We start from the raw sequence: 17,196 nt of genomic DNA, 5'->3' as shown, positions 1-17,196 counted from the left end.
GTGAGATTGAACGCCAGCATGACGCCAGCCTATCGACTTAGTCTCCCCACCGGCATAGTCGTAGGTCGCGCTGGTAACAGTACTGCCCGAGTTACACCAGGTGCCAACCACCCAGAAGGTGTAGAGGGTATTTCCTGCCAACGACGTAGAACTTCCGGTAGCTTGGCCAAGCCAACATGCGGAGATCGCGGGATTCTCATGCCTCATTTGTTGAAGAATTTCCCGGTCGACCGGAGCCAAAGCAGTGGTCCTAAACTGGACCGTTTTCACAAGCATGCGGCTATCGAATGCTGCCCGCTCCCTGACAGACAACTCTTCATATTCGACCTCTGGATCGACTGACGCGTAGACCTTGTCTACTACGGCGACTGGATCCACTCGCTCCACTGCGGTTGCCGCACCGGAACTCAACAACACGACAAGTGCGGCGACAACTGCACACAGTAACGAAGCTAACCCTCTCTGATCATCAATTCCCCAATTCAAGATCGATTAGCGTTAGCCCTGGGCATAGGCGAATATTATTCACATAATAGGTTGAAAATCGCGATCTGTCAAGTATCCGACAGTCTCCTGTGGTTCGCGACTAGGCGGTCCTAGTTGGCCGATCCACGAAGTAGCCATGAGCCGCAGCGGCAGACCCCAGTCGGTGCGGCCGCCAGCGACAGCCACGAGGCTGACCCGCCACGAAAGTCCGCCCTCCCGACACTCCTTGTCACTTGCCCGACTACCAGCCGCTGGGGTGGGCTGGTTAGTGACGATTGGATGCCAGGAAGCCAGGTGACCTGCCACTACGCCGCAACCCTCAGATCTCGAAATCTGGCTCGTCATCATCGTCACCGTCGGGCAGTAGCCATCGGTCGCTGGGCTCGACGAAGGTGCCTTTGCCCTGGTGGCGGCGGACCAGCCGGCGCGCTTCCAGCCGCACGAGGACCATCTTGATGGTCGTGGCACCGACCGTGTAGCGCTTGCTCATCTCGGCGATCGAGGGCAGCTTCTCCCCTGGCTTGAGCCGGCCGCTGACGATCGCTGCGGCGTAGGCGTCCGAAATGCGGACATAGTCGGGCTGCGTAGGCATTTGGAGTCTCCTTGCACGGCAACCCGATTCGATCACGAGACACGTGACCGCGACAAGGATTCATTGACATAGGCGGCTTAGGCGCCTATGTTATGACGCGAGCACTCCTTGCACGGCAGCTTGGGGCGCTCACCTCCGGTCGGGGCGTGTAGCGAGTCACGCCGTTGGGCGTCCCGGCCCCGAAGGTTTGCCCTGGTCGCCGTACTGCCAAGGAGGGCTGCGGCGATTAGGGTGCGGGTGGCCCCGCCGGGATCGGCAAGCGGCAGGGCCGCCCCCCGTCCAGACCCATCCACGACACCGCCTGATCGGCACCAGGAGTGAACAATGGGGAGGAACACGTGATGCGAGAGCTTTGGCGACGCTGGCGACTGCGCTGGCAACGCCGCAAGATGGCCACCACCCCACCGCGTGACTGGCCGGCGGGCAGCGGCGTCTACCACGTACCCGATGGTCGCAGCCGCAACCAGCGACCCACCGCGTACCGGCCGATCCGCCCTTGGCAGATCCGCGCCCACCGCTTCCCGACAATCCCGCGGCGCGGCGGCGGCCGGGGCCTGGACCCCGGCGAAGTCGCCGCCTTCCTCGAACGGATCGCCCACGACCTCGGCATCGTCTACGCCGAACTCGACCGCACCTACGAGCAGAACGACCGCATCAAGGACGCGCTCCGCCGCTGGCAGACCAGCCAGGCCCGCGCCGCGCAGACCACCATGAACCTGCACGCCTGGACCGGCGGCGGTACCCCCGCCCGGTACGCGAAGCAGTCGTGACCGACCCGCCCCCCCGCACCCCGTCACCTGGCGGCGTTCGACGATGCCAAGCAGACCGGGGACTGCCCCTGTCACGGATCCCGTTTCGGAACCGCTGTCACCAGGCGAAGATCCCGATTGCCGAAGGTCGCTACGAGCAGTACCTGGTCGACCGCACGGAAGAGGAGGGGCGAGCCACGATTCGCGCTGAGAACCTCGGCCACATCCGTAGGCATGAGCTGGCCGAGTTGCGCAAGTCCGGCTGGGCTTGCCCAGGCTGGGGTTGACGCAGCCCTCGGGTAAGCCAGGCGCGGATCTCTCAGATCGAACACGGACAGGTTGACACCCCGGACGCACTGTGTCTGTACGTCCGAAGCACTCGGTGCTGAGGTCTCTATCGTTGTGTCCCGAGGGTCCACTAACGCTACGGGTCGTCTAAAGCCCGGCGGTCCAGCTTCCAGCCCTGGACAGCTTGGAGCCCCTCGACGACCTGCCCTGGAGCCGCACGACGTGCCCGACGCCGATCGCCACTGATCCGGGCATCCACCCGCCCCGCTGCCCGGGGCGCCAGCACCCGGGCAGCAGGACCAGCAGGTCAGAAGCCGCGGGCGAGCCGATGGTACGCCTGGCTCCAGCGCAGCTCGGCGGCGAACCGCCGGACCGTCGTGTCGGCGTCGATGACCGCCAGTTCAGTGCCGGTCATCTCGGCCAGATCGTGCAACTCGTCCACCCCGAGGGCCTGGGAGAGGACGGTGTGGTGCGGGCCGCCGGCGGTCAGCCACGCCTCGGCCGACGTCGGCAGGTCCGGCTCGGGGCGCCACACCGCCCGGGCCACCGGCAACTTCGGCAACGGCTGTGCCGGCGGCACGACCTCTATCTCGTTGGCCACCAGGCGGAACCGTTCGCCCAGGTCGACCATGCCGAGCACGACGGCCCGGCCGGGTGCGGCGTCGAAGACCAACCGGACCGGGTCCTCCCGGCCGCCGATGCTCAGCGGGTGAATCTCACACGACGGGGTGTCGGCGGCGATGCTCGGGCAGACCTCCAGCATGTGCGCGCCGAGGATGAGCTCCTGACCAAGGGTCAGGTCGTACGTGTAGTCCTCCATGAACGACGTACCACCGGAGGTGCCGACGGACATCGCCTTGAGGGTGCGCACCAGTACGGCGGTCTTCCAGTCGCCTTCACCGCCGAAGCCGTAGCCGTCGGCCATCAGCCGCTGCACCGCCAGACCGGGCAGCTGCCGCAGCCCGCCCAGGTCCTCGAAGTTGGTGGTGAAGGCCCGGAAGCCGCCCTCGGTCAGGAAGCCGCGCAGGCCCAGCTCGATGCGTGCGGCGTAGCGCAGCGAGTCGTGCCGGTCGCCGCCGGCCCGCAGCGCCGGGTCCACCCGGTAGCGCTGCTCGTACTCGTCGACGAGAACCTTGACGTCGGGGTCCGGCACCGCGTCGACCGCCTCGACGAGTTCGTTCACCCCGTACGTGTTGACCGAGACTCCGAACCGGACCTGCGCCTCTACCTTGTCGCCTTCGGTGACCGCGACGTTGCGCATGTTGTCGCCGAACCGGGCCAGCTTCAGTGAGCGCAGCTCGGTGTGGCCGATCGCGGCCCGCGCCCAGCCGGCGATCCGGCCGACGACCCGGGGGTCGCTGACGTGGCCGGCGACGGTCTTGCGGGCCACCCCGAGCCGGGTCTGCACGTAGCCGAACTCGCGGTCGCCGTGCGCGGCCTGGTTCAGGTTCATGAAATCCATGTCGATCTCGGCCCACGGCAACTCAACGTTCGCCTGGGTGTGCAGGTGCAGCAGCGGCTTGCGCAGCGCGTCCAGGCCGGAGATCCACATCTTCGCCGGGGAGAACGTGTGCATCCAGGCGACCACCCCGACCACGCCGGGTTCGGCGTTGGCGGCAAGGCAGACCCGCAGGATCTCCTCCGGGCTGGTCAGCACCGGCTTCCAGACGATCTTGACCGGCAGCCCGTCGGCGGCGTCCAACCGCCGGGCGATCTCCTGGGACTGCTCGGCCACCTGCTGCAACGTCTCCGGACCGTACAGCCCCTGGCTGCCGGTCAGGAACCACACCTGCGCCGACCGCATCGATGCCTCCATCACCACGGATCCCCCCTGTGCCCCACTTCTCGGTCCCATCTGGACAATCTCTGCCGGCCGCGGTTCACCGCTGGCCGTACACGTTCTGGTAGCGCTCGTACAGCGCGTCGACCGCCGCCTGCGGCAGCGGCTCGACCGGACCGAGCTGGCGGGCCAGGTGGATGGTGCGGGCCACGTCCTCGCACATCACCGCCGCCTTCACCGCCGCCTTCGCGGTCGCGCCGATGGTGAACGGGCCGTGCTGGCGCATCAGCACCGCCGGTGACCGGTGTCCGGTGAGCGTCGCGACGATGCCCCGGCCGATCGCGTCGGAGCCGATCAACGCGAACGGCCCGACCGGGATCTCACCGCCGAACTCGTCGGCCATCGCGGTCACCGCGCACGGGATCGGCTCGCCGCGCGCCGACCAGGCGGTGGCGTACGGGCTGTGCGTGTGCACCACCCCGCCGACGGACGGCATGTGCCGGTAGACGTACGCGTGCGCCTCGGTGTCGCTCGACGGCGCGTAGTCGCCCTCGACTAGCGCGCCGTCCAGGTCGGTGACGACCATGTGCGCCGGGGTGAGCTCGTCGTAGCTGACCCCGGACGGCTTGATCACCAGCAGGTCGGCGCCGGGCACCCGGGCCGAGACGTTGCCGCTGGTCCAGGTGACCAACCCCCAGCGGGTCAGGTGCTCGTGCAGCCGGCACACCTCGGCACGCAGCCGGGTGATCTCGGCGGAGTGGATGGCGGTTGTTGTCGTCATTATGCGGAAGCCTCCCGGTCGGAGCGGGCGAGCGCGGCGTTGCGGATGTCCCGCAGCCGGTGCATCGCCTTGTCCGCACCGGTGCCGAAATGGTCGTGCAGCAGCTGGTACTCGGCGTACAGCCGGTCGTAGCCGGCGGCGGCATCGGGGTCGGGGCGGTAGACGGCGGTCTCCACCGCGCCCATCACCCCTGCCGCGGTGACCACGTCCGGGTACGCCCCGGCGGCGACCGCCGCGTGGATCGCCGAGCCGAGCGCCGGCGCCTGGTCGGAGCTGGCCACGCTGACCGGCCGGCGCAGCACGTCGGCGTAGATCTGCATGATCAGCTTGTTTCGTTTCAACCCGCCGGCGACCACGAACTCGGTCACCGGCAGCCCGGCCCGCTCGAACGTCTCCACGATGGTCCGGGTACCGAACGCGGTCGCCTCGATCAGCGCCCGGTAGATCTCGTCCGGCCGGGTGGCCAGGGTCAGCCCGACGATCAGCCCGGACAGATGGTGGTCGACCAGGACCGACCGGTTGCCGCTGTGCCAGTCCAGGGCGACCAGCCCGTGCCCGCCGACCGGTTGGTCGGCGGCCTGCCGGGTGAGCAGCTCGTGCACGCTGAGTCCGAGGCGCGCGGCCTCGTCGTGCACCGCCGGCGGTACGCCGTTGTCGACGAACCAGGCGAAGATGTCACCGACGCCGGACTGGCCGGCCTCGTAGCCGTACGCCCCGGCGGTGATGCCGCCGTCGACGACGCCGCAGATGCCGGGGACCTCGACCAGGTCGGTGCCGTTCATCACGTGGCAGGTGGAGGTGCCCATCACGGCGAGCAGTTGCCCCGGCGCGACCGCGCCGGCCGCCGGCGGGGTGACGTGCGCGTCGACGTTGCCGACGGCGACCGCGATGCCGGCCGGCAGCCCGGTCCAGCCGGCGGCCTCGGTGGTCAGCCCGCCGGCCCGGGCGCCCAGCGGCAGGATCGGATGCTCCAGCCGGGTGGCCGCGAAGTCGGCGAAGTCGGGGTGCAGCGCGGCCAGGTACGCCGGGTCCGGGTACCGGCCGTCCTGGTAGATACCCTTGTAGCCGGCGGTGCAGGCGTTACGGGTCTCGGCGCCGCACAGCTGCCAGACGATCCAGTCGGCGGCCTCGATCCACCGCTCGGTACGGGAGTAGACCTCCGGGTCCTCCTCCAGCACCTGCAACGCCTTGGCGAACTGCCACTCGGCGGAGATCTTGCCGCCGTAGCGGCCGATCCACGGCTCGCCGCGCTGGTGGGCCAGGGCGTTGATTCGGTCGGCCTGCGGCTGCGCCGAGTGGTGCTTCCACAGCTTCGGCCAGGCGTGCGGGCGCTCGGCCAGCTCGGGCAGCTGGCACAGCGGGGTCCCGTCGGCCAGGGTCGGCAGCACGGTGCACGCGGTGAAGTCGGTGGCGATGCCGATCACCTGTGCCGGGGCCACGCCGGCGTCGGCGAGCGCCGCCGGCACGGCGTGGCGCAGCACGTCCCGGTAGTCCTCCGGTCCCTGCAACGCCCAGTCCGGCGGCAGCGGTTTGCCGCTGGTGGGCAGGGCGCGGTCGATGACGGCGTTGCGGTACTCGTGCACCGCCGAGCCGGCTTCGGCGCCGTCGGCGACTCGGACCACGACGGCCCGCCCGGACAGGGTGCCGAAGTCGATGCCGATGGTGTACTGGTCGGTGTTCACCCGTTCTCCCTGTGGTGGATTCCTGCCTGGCCACTATGGTGAGTCATCCGCGCCGCCGGGTGACCAGGCGTTGCAGGATGATGAAGGCGAACAGCAGCGCGCCGATGACGATCTTCGTCCACCAGGAACTCAGATCCGCCTGGAAGGCGATGATCGTCTGGATGAGACCGAGCACGCCCACCCCGAGCACCGTACCCAGCAGGTACCCCGATCCGCCGGTCAGCAGCGTGCCGCCGATCACCACCGCGGCGATCGCGTCGAGTTCCATTCCCTGGGCGTGCAGGCTGTAGCCGGAGAGCATGTAGAAGCTGAGCAGCACGCCGCCGAGCGCCGCGCAGAACCCGCTGATGGTGTAGACGGCGATCCGGGTCCGCCCGACCGGCAGGCCCATCAGCAACGCCGACTGGGGGTTGCCGCCGATGGCGTACACCTTGCGACCGAACGGCGTATACGCCAGCACGAAGGCGGCGATCAGTACGACGACGAGCGCGATGACCACGCTGATCGAGATGAAGTAGCCGTCGCCGAAACGCAGCCGCTGCTGGGCCGCGCCGGTCCAGAACGCGTCGGTGATCGGGATCGAGTCGCTGGTGATCAGGTGGCAGAGTCCACGGGCGAAGAACATCCCGGCGAGGGTCACGATGAACGGCTGGATGTCGAAGAAGTGGATGATCAGACCCATCAGCAGGCCGAGCGTGGTGCCGACGAGCAGGACCAGCGGCAGCACCACACCGGCCGGCCAGCCCGCACGCAGCAGTACGGCGGCGCAGACGGTGGTCAGGGCGACCACCGCGCCGACCGACAGGTCGATGCCGCCGGTGAGGATCACGAAGGTCATCCCGACCGCGACGACCAGCAGGAAGGCGTTGTCGACGAAGACGTTCAGCAGGATCTGCGGCTGCGCGAACCCGGTGTAGTTGAGCGCGCCGAGGCCGTACATGGTGGCGAGCAGGGTGAGCGTGGCGAGCACCGGCAGGTGCCGTTGCTGCGGCAGGTACCGCCGAGGGCGGACGGTCGGCGTCGGCGCGGTGGCCGTCGCCTGCCGGGGGTCGCTGACGTCGATCATGCCCGTACCTCCGCCTCTGCCGGCGCCGCCGGGCCGGTCTGCTGGGGCAGCCCGCCACCGGCGCCGTCCGGTCGCTTCCCGGGCGGCGCCCCGGGCGGGCGGGCGGGGCCGCCCCGGCGGGTGATCCCGGCCAGTCGGGCGCGGAACGCCGACGACTGGGCCAGGCACAGCACGATGACCACGACCGCCTTGAACAGCAGGTTCGCCTGGCTGGGGATGCCGATGGTGTAGATGGTGATGTCCAGCGCCTTGATGATCACCGCGCCGAGGACGCTGCCGGCGAGGGAGAACCGGCCACCGGTGAGCGCGGTACCGCCGATGACGACGGCGAGGATCGCGTCGAGTTCGATCAGGTTGCCGGCGTTGTTGCCGTCGGCGCTGGAGACGTTGGAGCTGAAGATGAGCCCGGCGATGCCGGCGCACAGTCCGGCGAAGACGTACGCCAGGATGACGAGTTGCCGGGCGCGGATGCCGGCCAGCCGGCTGGCGGTCGGGTTGCCGCCGACCGACTCGACCAGCATGCCGAGCGCGCTGCGCCGGATCAGCAGCGCCGCTGCGGTGACCACCGCGACGACGATGAGCACCGACACCGGCAGGGTGAACGCGTAGCCGGCACCGATCACCTTGTACGGTGCCGAGTTGACGTTGATGATCTGCCCGTCGGTGATCAACTGGGCCAGCCCTCGGCCGGCCACCATCAGGATCAGCGTGGCGATGATCGGCTGGATGCCGATCGCGGCGACCAGGGTGCCGTTCCAGAGGCCGAGCAGCACCGACAGCCCGAGCGCCAGGGCGACGGCGAACAGCACACCACCGACGCTGTTCTGGTCGGCCAGACCGCTGATGTGCAGGCAGGCGAGCGCGCCGGAGATGGCCATCACCGAGCCGACGGACAGGTCGATGCCGCCGGTGGCGATGACCACGGTCATCCCGACGGCGACCAGGACCAGCGGGGTGCTGGCCCGCAGGATGTCGATCAGCGATCCGTACAGGTGCCCGTCGCGAACCGTGATGGAGAAGAAGCTCGGGGTGAAGAACAGGTTGCTGACCAGCAGCACCACCAGGATCAGCACCGGCCAGAACAGCCGCTGCCGGACCAGGCCGGTCAGTCGTCGGTGCGCGTCGCTCATGCTGCCGCCTCCCCGGCGATGGTCCGCATGATCCGGTCCACGTCGACGCCCGCGCCGTTGGCGAGCTGGTCGATCATCTGCCGGTCCCGCAGTACCGCGATCTTGTGGCTGAGCCGGAGGACCTCCTCCAGCTCGGCGCTGATGAACAGCACCGCCATGCCGCCGCCGGCCAGCTCGACCACCAGGCGCTGGATCTCCGCCTTGGCGCCGACGTCGATCCCCCGGGTCGGTTCGTCGACGATGAGCAGCTTGGGTTCGGTGATCAGCCAGCGGGCCAGCAGCACCTTCTGCTGGTTGCCGCCGGACAGGTTGCGGATCGGCAGCTCCGGGTCGGCCGGGCGGATCTGCAGCGCGGCGATGTACCTGGCGACCAGCTCGTCCTGGCGGCGACGCGGGATCGGTCGGGCCCACCCCCGGGCGGCCTGCATGGCGAGGACCAGATTCTCCCGTACGGTCAGGTCCTCGACCACGCCCTCGGCCCGGCGGTTCTCCGAGCAGAACGCGATGCCGTTGGCCATCCCGGTCCGCGGGCCGCGCAGCGCGGTCGGTCTGCCGGCGATGCTCAGCCGACCCCGCTCCGCACGGTCGGCGCCGAACAGCAGCCGGGCCGCCTCGGTACGCCCCGATCCGAGCAGCCCGGCGAAGCCGACCACCTCGCCGGCGTGGATGGTCAGGTCGAACGGGGCGATCGCCCCGGACCGGCCGAGTCCGGTGGCCTCCAGCACCGGCTGACCGCCCTCCAGGGTGGCCAGGTCCGGCTTGGACTCACCGTCGAGCTGCTCCAGCACGCTGAGGTCCTTGCCGATCATCTTGGCCACCAGCTCCAGCTGGCTCAGCTGCGCGACCGGCCACTCACCGATCAACCGGCCGTTGCGCAGCACGGTCATTCGGTCGGCGATCTCGTAGACCTGGTCGAGGAAGTGCGAGACGAACAGGATCGCCACCCCGGAATCCTTGAGCTGGCGGATCACCGCGAACAGCTGTTCCACCTCGGAGGCGTCCAGGCTGGAGGTCGGCTCGTCGAGGATGAGCACCTTGGCCGAGATGTCCACCGCGCGGGCGATGGCGACCATCTGCTGTACGGCGAGCGAGTGGCTGGCCAGCGGCGCCGTCACGTCGATGTCGAGGTGCAGCCGGTGCAGCAGCTCGGCCGAGCGGCGCCGCATCGTGGCCCACCTGATCGCGCCGAACCGACGGGGCTCCCGCCCGATGAAGATGTTCTCCGCCACCGACAGGTTGGGGCAGAGGTTCACCTCCTGGTAGACGGTGCTGACGCCGGCCTGCTGGGCCTGCAGCGGACCGGCGAACCGGACCTGCCGGCCGGCGAGCCGGATCTCGCCGCGGTCGATCCCGTAGACCCCGGTGAGAACCTTGATCAGAGTAGACTTGCCGGCGCCGTTCTCGCCCATCAGGGCGTGCACCTCGCCGGGGAACATCCGGAAATCGACGTCGTCGAGCGCGACGACGCCGGGGAAGGTCTTGCCGATCCCGGTCATCTCCAGGATCGGCGCCGCGTCGGTCATCCGTACCTCTCACTGCTGTCGCTGCGGTCGGCCACCGCCGGCCCGGTCGGCGCCTGCGAGGGCCGACCGGGCCGGCGGCCGGCGCCTGCCCCGTCGTCCCGCCCGGCGCGGTGGCCGGGCGGGACGACGGATCGGCTCAGTACTCCCGGGTGGGCAGTACTTCCTTGGCCTGCTCCGGGGTGAAGGTGGTCTCCTCGGTGACCACCCGCTTGGGCACCGACTCACCGGCGTGTACCTGCTCGACCAGATCCATCAGCTGTGGCCCGAGCAGCGGGCTGCACTCCGCGATAAAGTTGATCTTGCCGTCGGCGAGCGCCTGCATGCCGTCGCGGACCGCGTCGATCGTGATGATCGTGATGTCCTGACCGGGCACCAGACCGGCCGCCTCGATCGCCTCGATCGCACCGAGACCCATGTCGTCGTTGTGCGCGAAGAGCACGTCGATGTCGTCGTGGGCCTGGAGGAATGCCTCCATGACCTCCTTGCCCTTGGCCCGGGTGAACTCACCGGTCTGCGACGCGATGATCTCGAACTTCGGGTCGGCGGCGATCGCCTCACCGAAGCCCTGCTTGCGGTCGTTGGCCGGAGCCGAGCCGGTGGTGCCCTGCAGCTCGACGATCCGCACCGGGCCGGGCTCGTCGGCGAACTCCTCGGCCAGCCACTCCCCGGAGAGCCGACCCTCGAGGACGAAGTCGGAGCCGATGAAGGTCTCGTACAGCGTCTCGTCCTGCGAGTCCACTGCCCGGTCGGTCAGGATCACCGGGATCTCGGCATCCTTGGCCTCCTTGAGCACCGTGTCCCACCCGGACTCCACGACCGGGGAGAAGGCGATCACGTCGACCCGCTGGGCGATGAAGTTGCGGATCGCCTTGATCTGGTTCTCCTGCTTCTGCTGGGCGTCGGCGAACTTCAGCTCGATCCCGGCCTCGGCCGCGGACTCCTGGACCGACTTGGTGTTCGCCGTACGCCAGCCACTTTCGGCGCCGACCTGGGAGAAGCCGAGGACGATCTGGTCGTCACCGCCGCCACCCCCCTCCGCGCCCGAGTCACCACAGGCGGCGGTGGTCGCCACCATCATCGCCGCGATCATGACGGCGGAAAAACGTCTGAACACTGCCTACCTCCCGCTGAGGCTGATGTCGTCCGCCGGTTGGCCGGACGACCGGCGGTCGAAACGGTCCACGGATGCGGTGGACCGACTGTTAGCGTTAACTTTGCGATTCGGTCAAACACCCGGCGTACGCCAAGCTTCCGACCCACCGACACCCTTCCCAGGTGGCCCAACTGGTCGGGATGCCATCGACGGCCGAGGCTCAACCGCCGCGTTTCAGGAGTGTTACCGTTCTCATCGAGCACGTCAAGGGGGTGGATCGCGGCCGTTACCGCTCTGTTGCGACAACTTTCCTCGGCACCACCGAGTGGGGCGGGACGATCAGATGAGCGATAACATCGACAACGGTCACAGACCAGGGTATCCGGTCGGGTCTCCGTAGTAGGGCAACCGCTGCCGGATCGGCGGAACCAGGTTCTCCCCTCGGCTCGCCGCCAGCCCATGGCGGCTCCCGGTGGGTGACCGCTAACCTCGCTGTTGACGGAGCTGGCACGGGCACCGGAAGACAGCCCGGCCCACCCGGCCGGTCCAGTTCCGCGGCCCTGGCACCACGCCGGGTCTGAAGATCATCGGCAGTGCCGGCACGTCCCGGCCGGACTTGAGGTGGGCAGCGGTGAGCAGCAGAAGCGTCCGGGAACCAGCGATGACGGATGTGGCCAGGCTGGCCGGGGTGAGCCACCAGACGGTGTCCCGGGTTCTCAACGGTCACCCCAACGTGCGCGAACAGACCCGGCTACGGGTCCGAGCCGCCATCGCCGAGCTGGGCTACCGGCCGAACCGCGCGGCCCGCGCCCTGGTCACCGGCAAGTCACAGGTGATCGGAGTGGTGGCACAGAACTCGACGCTCTACGGCCCAGCGTCCCTGCTCGCCGCGTTCGAGCAGGCCGCCGGGGCCGCCGGGTTCGCGGTCAACGTGGGCAGCGTCCGCAGTCTGGATCGGCAGTCCATCGCTGGCGTCGTCGACCGCCACCTCGACCAGCGGGTCGCCGGCCTGGTAGTGCTCGCACCGGTGGTCTCCGCCGGCGAGGCCGTGCAACAGGTGCCGGCCGGAGTGCCACTGGTCACCATCGACGGTGACCCGCAGCACAACACCGCGCTGGTCACCGTCGACCAGGCGGCCGGGGCCCGGGCCGCCACCCGGTGCCTGCTGGACGCGGGTCACCCGACCGTCTGGCACGTCTCCGGTCCGGGCGACTGGTTCGACAGCGCCGGGCGGATCCACGGCTGGGAGCAGACCCTGCGGGACGCCGGCGCCGAGGTCCCGCCACTGGTGCCGGCCGACTGGAGCGCGGCGTCCGGCTACCGCGCCGGGCAGATGTTGGCCCGGATGCGCGACGTCACCGCCATCTTCGCCGCCAACGACCACCTCGCGCTGGGCATCCTGCGGGCCCTGAGCGAGCGGGGCCGGCGGGTGCCGGACGAGGTCAGCATCGTCGGCTTCGACGACGTGCCGGAGGCCGCCTACTTCACCCCACCGCTGACCACCGTACGGCCGGACTTCGACGCGGTGGCCAAGGCGAGTCTGGCGCTGCTGCTGCGGCAGATCGAGTCGGGCGCGCGCAGCGACGAGCGGCACACTATCGAGCCGACCCTGGTGCACCGGCGCAGCGTCGCCGCGCCCAGCTGAACCGGCCCGCCAGCAGAGCCGACGGCGCTCCACATCCAGCCCTTGAGCTGTGGAAACGTCCCGCAACGGAGGCGTCGGGGCGACGCCGGCGCGGGCGGTCGGATGTTTCGCATCGGTTTCCCAAGGATCGCGTAGGGGCTCTTGACAGCGAACTTGTGAGCGATAACACTGCGACTCACGGTGCCACCGATAGTTTGCAGCAACCCGACAGCGTGACGGGGCCGCATGGCCACCGGCCGCCCGCCGTGCCCGGTGCACCGCCCAGCGGTCCGGCACCTCATCGCCCACGGCACCACAACCTCCCGCCTGCGGCGCCACCGCCCGCAGCCCATCCCAGAGAGGGAGACGTCCGTGCAACTGCGCACGAGCACCATAATCCAACGGCTGGCCACGATCGGCGTAGCCGCTGCCCTGGCGACCAGCCTGGCCGCCTGCGGCTCCAGCGAGAAGACCATCAACCAGGAGACCGGCGACGGCGACAACACGGGGGCCCTGGTCGGTGTCACCATGCCCACCCGGTCCTCCGAACGCTGGATCAGCGACGGCGACAACGTCAAGGCCGCGCTGGAGGAGCTGGGTTACGAGGTCGACCTGCAGTACGCGGAGAACGACATCCCGACCCAGGTCAACCAGATCGAGAACCAGATCACCCGGGGCGCCCGGCTGCTGATCGTCGCCTCGATCGACGGCACGGCGCTGACCACCCAGCTGCAGCAGGCCGCCGACCAGGGCATCCCGGTCATCGCCTACGACCGACTCATCCGCAACAGCCCGAACGTGGACTACTACGCCACCTTCGACAACTTCAAGGTTGGCGTACAGCAGGCCACGTCCTTGCTGGTCGGACTCGGCATGCTCAACGCGGACGGCTCCGCCGGCGAGGCCGACGGCCCGTTCAACATCGAGCTGTTCGCCGGATCGCCGGACGACAACAACGCCACCTTCTTCTTCGACGGCGCGATGTCGGTGCTGCAGCCGCACATCGACTCGGGCAAGCTGGTGATCCGCAGCGGCCAGACCGACTTCGACACCGTCGCGATCCTGCGTTGGGACCCGGAGACCGCACAGCGGCGGATGGAGGACCTGCTCACCCGCACCTACCAGGGCGGCGTCACGGTCGACGGGGTGCTCTCGCCGTACGACGGGCTCTCCATCGGCATCCTGTCCGCGCTCAAGAGCAGCGGATACGGCACCGCCGGCCAGCCCTACCCGGTGGTGACCGGGCAGGACGCCGAGGAGGTCTCGGTCAAGTCGATCCTGGCCGACGAGCAGTACTCGACGATCTTCAAGGACACCCGCGAGCTGGCCAAGAAGACCGTCGAGATGGCGCACGCCGTCCTCAGCGGCGACGAGCCGGAGGTCAACAACACCACCGACTACGACAACGGGGAGAAGGTCGTCCCGTCCTACCTGCTCGAGCCGGTGATCATCGACAAGAGCAACTACGAAGTGCTGATCGACAGCGGCTACTACTCGGCCGAGCAGCTGGGCTGAGTCCACGATCATGCCGACCGACGCCATCCTGCAGATGCGGGGCATCACCAAGACGTTCCCCGGCGTGCGTGCCCTGCACGACGTCAACCTGACCGTACGCCGGGGCGAGATCCACGCCATCTGCGGCGAGAACGGCGCCGGCAAGTCGACCCTGATGAAGGTGCTCTCCGGCGTCTACCCGCACGGGTCGTACGCCGGAGAGACCAGCTTCGACGGCCGGCCGGCCCGGTTCGCCGGGATCCGGGACAGCGAGCACCGGGGCATCGTGATCATCCACCAGGAGCTGGCGCTCTGCCCGCAGCTGACGATCGCCGAGAACATCTTCCTCGGCAACGAACAGACCCGCCGTGGGCTCATCGACTGGAACCACACCAACCACCAGGCGGCCGAGCTGCTGCGCCGGGTCGGGTTGACGGAGAATCCGACCACCCTGGTCGCCGAAATCGGGGTGGGCAAGCAGCAGTTGGTCGAGATCGCCAAAGCGCTGTCCAAGCAGGTGAAGCTGCTGATCCTGGACGAGCCCACCGCCGCGCTCAACGACGAGGACTCCGCGCACCTGCTCGACCTGCTCCGCGGGCTGCGGGACACCGGCATCACCTGTGTGATCATCTCGCACAAGCTCAACGAGATCCTCGCCATCGCCGACACGATCAGCATCCTGCGCGACGGCGAACTGATCGAGACGCTCGACCCGGCGAACGACGAGGTCACCGAGGACCGGCTGATCGCCGGCATGGTGGGCCGGTCGATGGAGCACCGGTTCCCGCCGCGCACCCCGAAAATCGGCGCCGAGGCGCTGCGGATCGAGGAGTGGACGGTGCGCTCCCCGGACGGCGACCGGGTGGTCGTCGCCGACGCCAACCTCACCCTGCACCGTGGGGAGGTCGTCGGGCTGGCCGGGCTGATGGGAGCCGGTCGGACCGAGCTCGCGATGAGCGTCTTCGGTCGGGCGTACGGCCGGGACATCAGCGGCCGGGTCTACAAGGACGGCCGGCAGATCCAGCTGCGCTCGGTCCGCGAGGCGATCGACCACGGCATCGCGTACGCCACGGAGGACCGCAAGCGGTACGGACTCAACCTGATCGAGGACATCCAGCGCAACGTGTCGGCGGCCGGGCTGACCCGGCTGGCCCGCCGTGGCTGGGTCAACGAGGGCGCCGAGCACCGGACGGCGCAGGGGTTCCGCCGCAGCATGAACATCAAGGCGCCGAGCGTGGCGAGCATCGTCGGCAAGCTCAGCGGCGGCAACCAGCAGAAGGTCGTGCTGTCCAAGTGGATCTTCACTGAGCCGGACGTGCTGATCCTGGACGAGCCGACCCGGGGCATCGACGTCGGCGCCAAGTACGAGATCTACTCGATCATCAACCAGATCGCCGACAACGGTACGGCGGTCCTGGTCATCTCCTCTGAACTGCCCGAACTGATCGGGCTGTGCGACCGGATCTACACGTTGTCGGCCGGCAGGATCACCGGCGAGGTGCGGCGGGCCGACGCCACCCAGGAGCGACTCATGCAGCACATGGTGCAGGGACAGGAGCAGGGATCGGGGGCCGACCGGTGAGCGTCGCCCGGATCAACGTCCGCGAGAGCGGCATCTACATCGCGTTCGGGCTGATCGTCGTGCTGTTCGCGGTGCTGACCGACGGGGCACTGCTGCAGCCGCAGAACCTGTCCAACATCATCGTGCAGAACTCGTACGTGCTGATCCTGGCGATCGGCATGATCCTGGTCATCATCGCCGGGCATATCGACCTGTCGGTCGGCTCGGTGGTCGGCGCGACCGGGGCGATCGCCGCCGTACTGATGGTCGAGCACGACCTGCCCTGGCCGCTGGCCCTGCTGATCACCCTGATCGCCGGTGCCGCGATCGGCGCCTGGCAGGGCTTCTGGATCGCGTACTTCGGCATCCCGGCGTTCATTGTCACCCTGGCCGGGATGCTGCTGTTCCGGGCGCTCACCCTGAGTGTGCTCGGCAACCAGGGCATCGGGCCGTTCCCGGATCCGGTGCGTACCCTCGCCAACGGCTTCACCGAGGGCTATCTGGGCAACATCGGGTTGGGCCCGCTCGGCGGCGCCGATCTGGTCAGCCTGCTGGTCGGTCTGGTCGCGGTCGGCGGTATCGCGGTCAGCCAGTGGCGGGCCCGGGTCGCCCGGCTCGGCTACGACCAGGCGGTGGAGCCGATGCCGGTCTTCCTGTTCAAGATCGTCGGCGCCTCGGCGGCGGTGCTGTTCGTGATCGTGCAGTTGGCCCGGTTCAAGAACCTGCCGTGGGTGCTGGTGCTGCTGGCGGCCCTGGTGCTCGGCTACTCGCTGCTGACCAAGCGGTCGGTGTTCGGTCGGCAGATCTACGCGGTCGGCGGCAACCTGCAGGCCGCGGTGCTGTCCGGGGTCAAGGTCAAGTCCGTCGTGTTCTGGATCTTCGTGAACATGGGGGTGCTCTCCGCGCTGGCCGGGATCATCTTCGCCGGCCGGCTCAACCTGGCCGGACCGACCGCCGGCAACACCTTCGAGCTGGACGCGATCGCCGCCGCGTTCATCGGCGGGGCGGCCGTGCAGGGCGGGGTCGGCAAGGTGGTCGGCGCGGTCACCGGCGGTCTGATCATGGGCGTGATCAACAACGGGATGTCGCTGATCGGCGCCCCCAGTGAGAACGTCATGCTGGTCAAGGGTGCGGTGCTGCTGGCCGCGGTCGCCTTCGATGTGTGGAGCAAGCGCCGCGCCGGCGTCGCCTCCCGCTGACCCCCGCCGCTCGGGCGACTCCGACCGGTCGGCACCCGACGCGTCCGTCTGGCATCGTGCAGCGCCCCGGCCGGACCGGGCATCCTGATGTCCGGTCCGCCGCGGACACAAACGTCGCTCCGCGTGTTGGCGCCCCTACAGTGGCGAG

The 17,196-nt window shown here is 69.0% G+C and carries 13 protein-coding genes; 5 read left to right on the top strand and 8 right to left on the bottom strand.

Translation table 11 applies throughout. The annotated features are described in order from the left end of the window. Positions 1–805: 805 nt before the first annotated feature. Positions 806–1,078 (bottom strand): winged helix-turn-helix domain-containing protein, encoded by a 273-nt coding sequence (locus O7543_RS27630; RefSeq protein WP_281551180.1) that lies wholly within the window; start codon positions 1,076–1,078, stop codon positions 806–808. A 341-nt stretch (positions 1,079–1,419) separates the two neighbouring features. On the opposite strand from O7543_RS27630, the gene O7543_RS27625 reads away from it, so the two are divergent. Continuing rightward, positions 1,420–1,848, top strand: a complete 429-nt coding sequence (locus O7543_RS27625; RefSeq protein WP_281555675.1) for a DivIVA domain-containing protein — start codon at positions 1,420–1,422, stop codon at positions 1,846–1,848. A gap of 574 nt (positions 1,849–2,422) precedes the next feature. On the opposite strand, the gene araA is transcribed toward O7543_RS27625, so the two are convergent. The 7 genes from araA to O7543_RS27590 all read right to left on the bottom strand — a co-directional run bounded on the left by araA (position 2,423) and on the right by O7543_RS27590 (position 11,167). Beyond that, a complete protein-coding gene (gene araA / locus O7543_RS27620; protein ID WP_281551181.1) occupies positions 2,423–3,919 on the bottom strand; it encodes an L-arabinose isomerase in 1,497 nt (498 codons plus the stop codon). A 76-nt stretch (positions 3,920–3,995) separates the two neighbouring features. Then, positions 3,996–4,676: an L-ribulose-5-phosphate 4-epimerase gene (locus O7543_RS27615; protein WP_281551182.1), complete on the bottom strand. Its 681-nt coding sequence runs from the start codon at positions 4,674–4,676 to the stop codon at positions 3,996–3,998. Next, positions 4,676–6,358, bottom strand: coding sequence for a ribulokinase (gene araB / locus O7543_RS27610; protein ID WP_281551183.1), 1,683 nt, complete (start codon positions 6,356–6,358; stop codon positions 4,676–4,678). Before araB ends, O7543_RS27615 begins: the two co-directional genes overlap by 1 nt. 43 nt (positions 6,359–6,401) lie before the next feature. Beyond that, positions 6,402–7,424 carry a galactofuranose ABC transporter, permease protein YjfF gene (yjfF, locus tag O7543_RS27605; protein WP_281551184.1) on the bottom strand — a complete coding sequence of 341 codons (1,023 nt, stop codon included), beginning with the start codon at positions 7,422–7,424 and terminating at the stop codon, positions 6,402–6,404. Continuing rightward, positions 7,421–8,554, bottom strand: a complete 1,134-nt coding sequence (locus O7543_RS27600) for an ABC transporter permease (protein ID WP_281551185.1) — start codon at positions 8,552–8,554, stop codon at positions 7,421–7,423. The genes yjfF and O7543_RS27600 overlap by 4 nt, the downstream gene beginning before the upstream one ends. Beyond that, positions 8,551–10,077 (bottom strand): sugar ABC transporter ATP-binding protein, encoded by a 1,527-nt coding sequence (locus tag O7543_RS27595; RefSeq protein ID WP_281551186.1) that lies wholly within the window; start codon positions 10,075–10,077, stop codon positions 8,551–8,553. The genes O7543_RS27600 and O7543_RS27595 overlap by 4 nt, the downstream gene beginning before the upstream one ends. A 136-nt stretch (positions 10,078–10,213) precedes the next feature. Beyond that, positions 10,214–11,167 carry an ABC transporter substrate-binding protein gene (locus O7543_RS27590; protein ID WP_281555676.1) on the bottom strand — a complete coding sequence of 318 codons (954 nt, stop codon included), beginning with the start codon at positions 11,165–11,167 and terminating at the stop codon, positions 10,214–10,216. 664 nt (positions 11,168–11,831) lie between these two features. On the opposite strand from O7543_RS27590, the gene O7543_RS27585 reads away from it, so the two are divergent. The 4 genes from O7543_RS27585 (at position 11,832) to mmsB (ending at position 17,048) form a co-directional block, all read left to right on the top strand. Continuing rightward, a complete protein-coding gene (locus O7543_RS27585) occupies positions 11,832–12,815 on the top strand; it encodes a LacI family DNA-binding transcriptional regulator (protein ID WP_281555677.1) in 984 nt (327 codons plus the stop codon). A gap of 351 nt (positions 12,816–13,166) precedes the next feature. Next, complete coding sequence (chvE, locus tag O7543_RS27580) at positions 13,167–14,309, top strand: multiple monosaccharide ABC transporter substrate-binding protein (RefSeq protein WP_281551187.1); 1,143 nt, start codon at positions 13,167–13,169, stop codon at positions 14,307–14,309. Between the two features lie 10 nt (positions 14,310–14,319). Next, complete coding sequence (mmsA, locus tag O7543_RS27575; protein ID WP_281551188.1) at positions 14,320–15,870, top strand: multiple monosaccharide ABC transporter ATP-binding protein; 1,551 nt, start codon at positions 14,320–14,322, stop codon at positions 15,868–15,870. Then, entirely contained in the window at positions 15,867–17,048 is a 1,182-nt protein-coding gene (gene mmsB, locus O7543_RS27570) for a multiple monosaccharide ABC transporter permease (RefSeq protein ID WP_278170952.1), read from the top strand. Before mmsA ends, mmsB begins: the two co-directional genes overlap by 4 nt. Positions 17,049–17,196 lie beyond the last annotated feature (148 nt).

The sequence above is a fragment of the Solwaraspora sp. WMMA2080 genome (assembly GCF_027497395.1).
Classification (GTDB): domain Bacteria; phylum Actinomycetota; class Actinomycetes; order Mycobacteriales; family Micromonosporaceae; genus Micromonospora_E.
The sequence above is the reverse complement of the archived record's forward strand: the minus strand, read 5'-3'. Positions and strand labels throughout refer to the sequence as shown.

Excerpts from the sequence above, each read along its gene's own strand:
- O7543_RS27630 (WP_281551180.1), bottom strand. The coding sequence starts at position 1,078 with ATGCCTACGCAGCCCGACTATGTCCGCATTTCGGACGCCTACGCCGCA.
- O7543_RS27625 (WP_281555675.1), top strand. The coding sequence starts at position 1,420 with ATGCGAGAGCTTTGGCGACGCTGGCGACTGCGCTGGCAACGCCGCAAG.
- araA (WP_281551181.1), bottom strand. The coding sequence starts at position 3,919 with ATGCGGTCGGCGCAGGTGTGGTTCCTGACCGGCAGCCAGGGGCTGTAC.
- O7543_RS27615 (WP_281551182.1), bottom strand. The coding sequence starts at position 4,676 with ATGACGACAACAACCGCCATCCACTCCGCCGAGATCACCCGGCTGCGT.
- yjfF (WP_281551184.1), bottom strand. The coding sequence starts at position 7,424 with ATGATCGACGTCAGCGACCCCCGGCAGGCGACGGCCACCGCGCCGACG.
- O7543_RS27600 (WP_281551185.1), bottom strand. The coding sequence starts at position 8,554 with ATGAGCGACGCGCACCGACGACTGACCGGCCTGGTCCGGCAGCGGCTG.
- O7543_RS27595 (WP_281551186.1), bottom strand. The coding sequence starts at position 10,077 with ATGACCGACGCGGCGCCGATCCTGGAGATGACCGGGATCGGCAAGACC.
- O7543_RS27590 (WP_281555676.1), bottom strand. The coding sequence starts at position 11,167 with ATGATCGCGGCGATGATGGTGGCGACCACCGCCGCCTGTGGTGACTCG.
- O7543_RS27585 (WP_281555677.1), top strand. The coding sequence starts at position 11,832 with ATGACGGATGTGGCCAGGCTGGCCGGGGTGAGCCACCAGACGGTGTCC.
- mmsA (WP_281551188.1), top strand. The coding sequence starts at position 14,320 with ATGCCGACCGACGCCATCCTGCAGATGCGGGGCATCACCAAGACGTTC.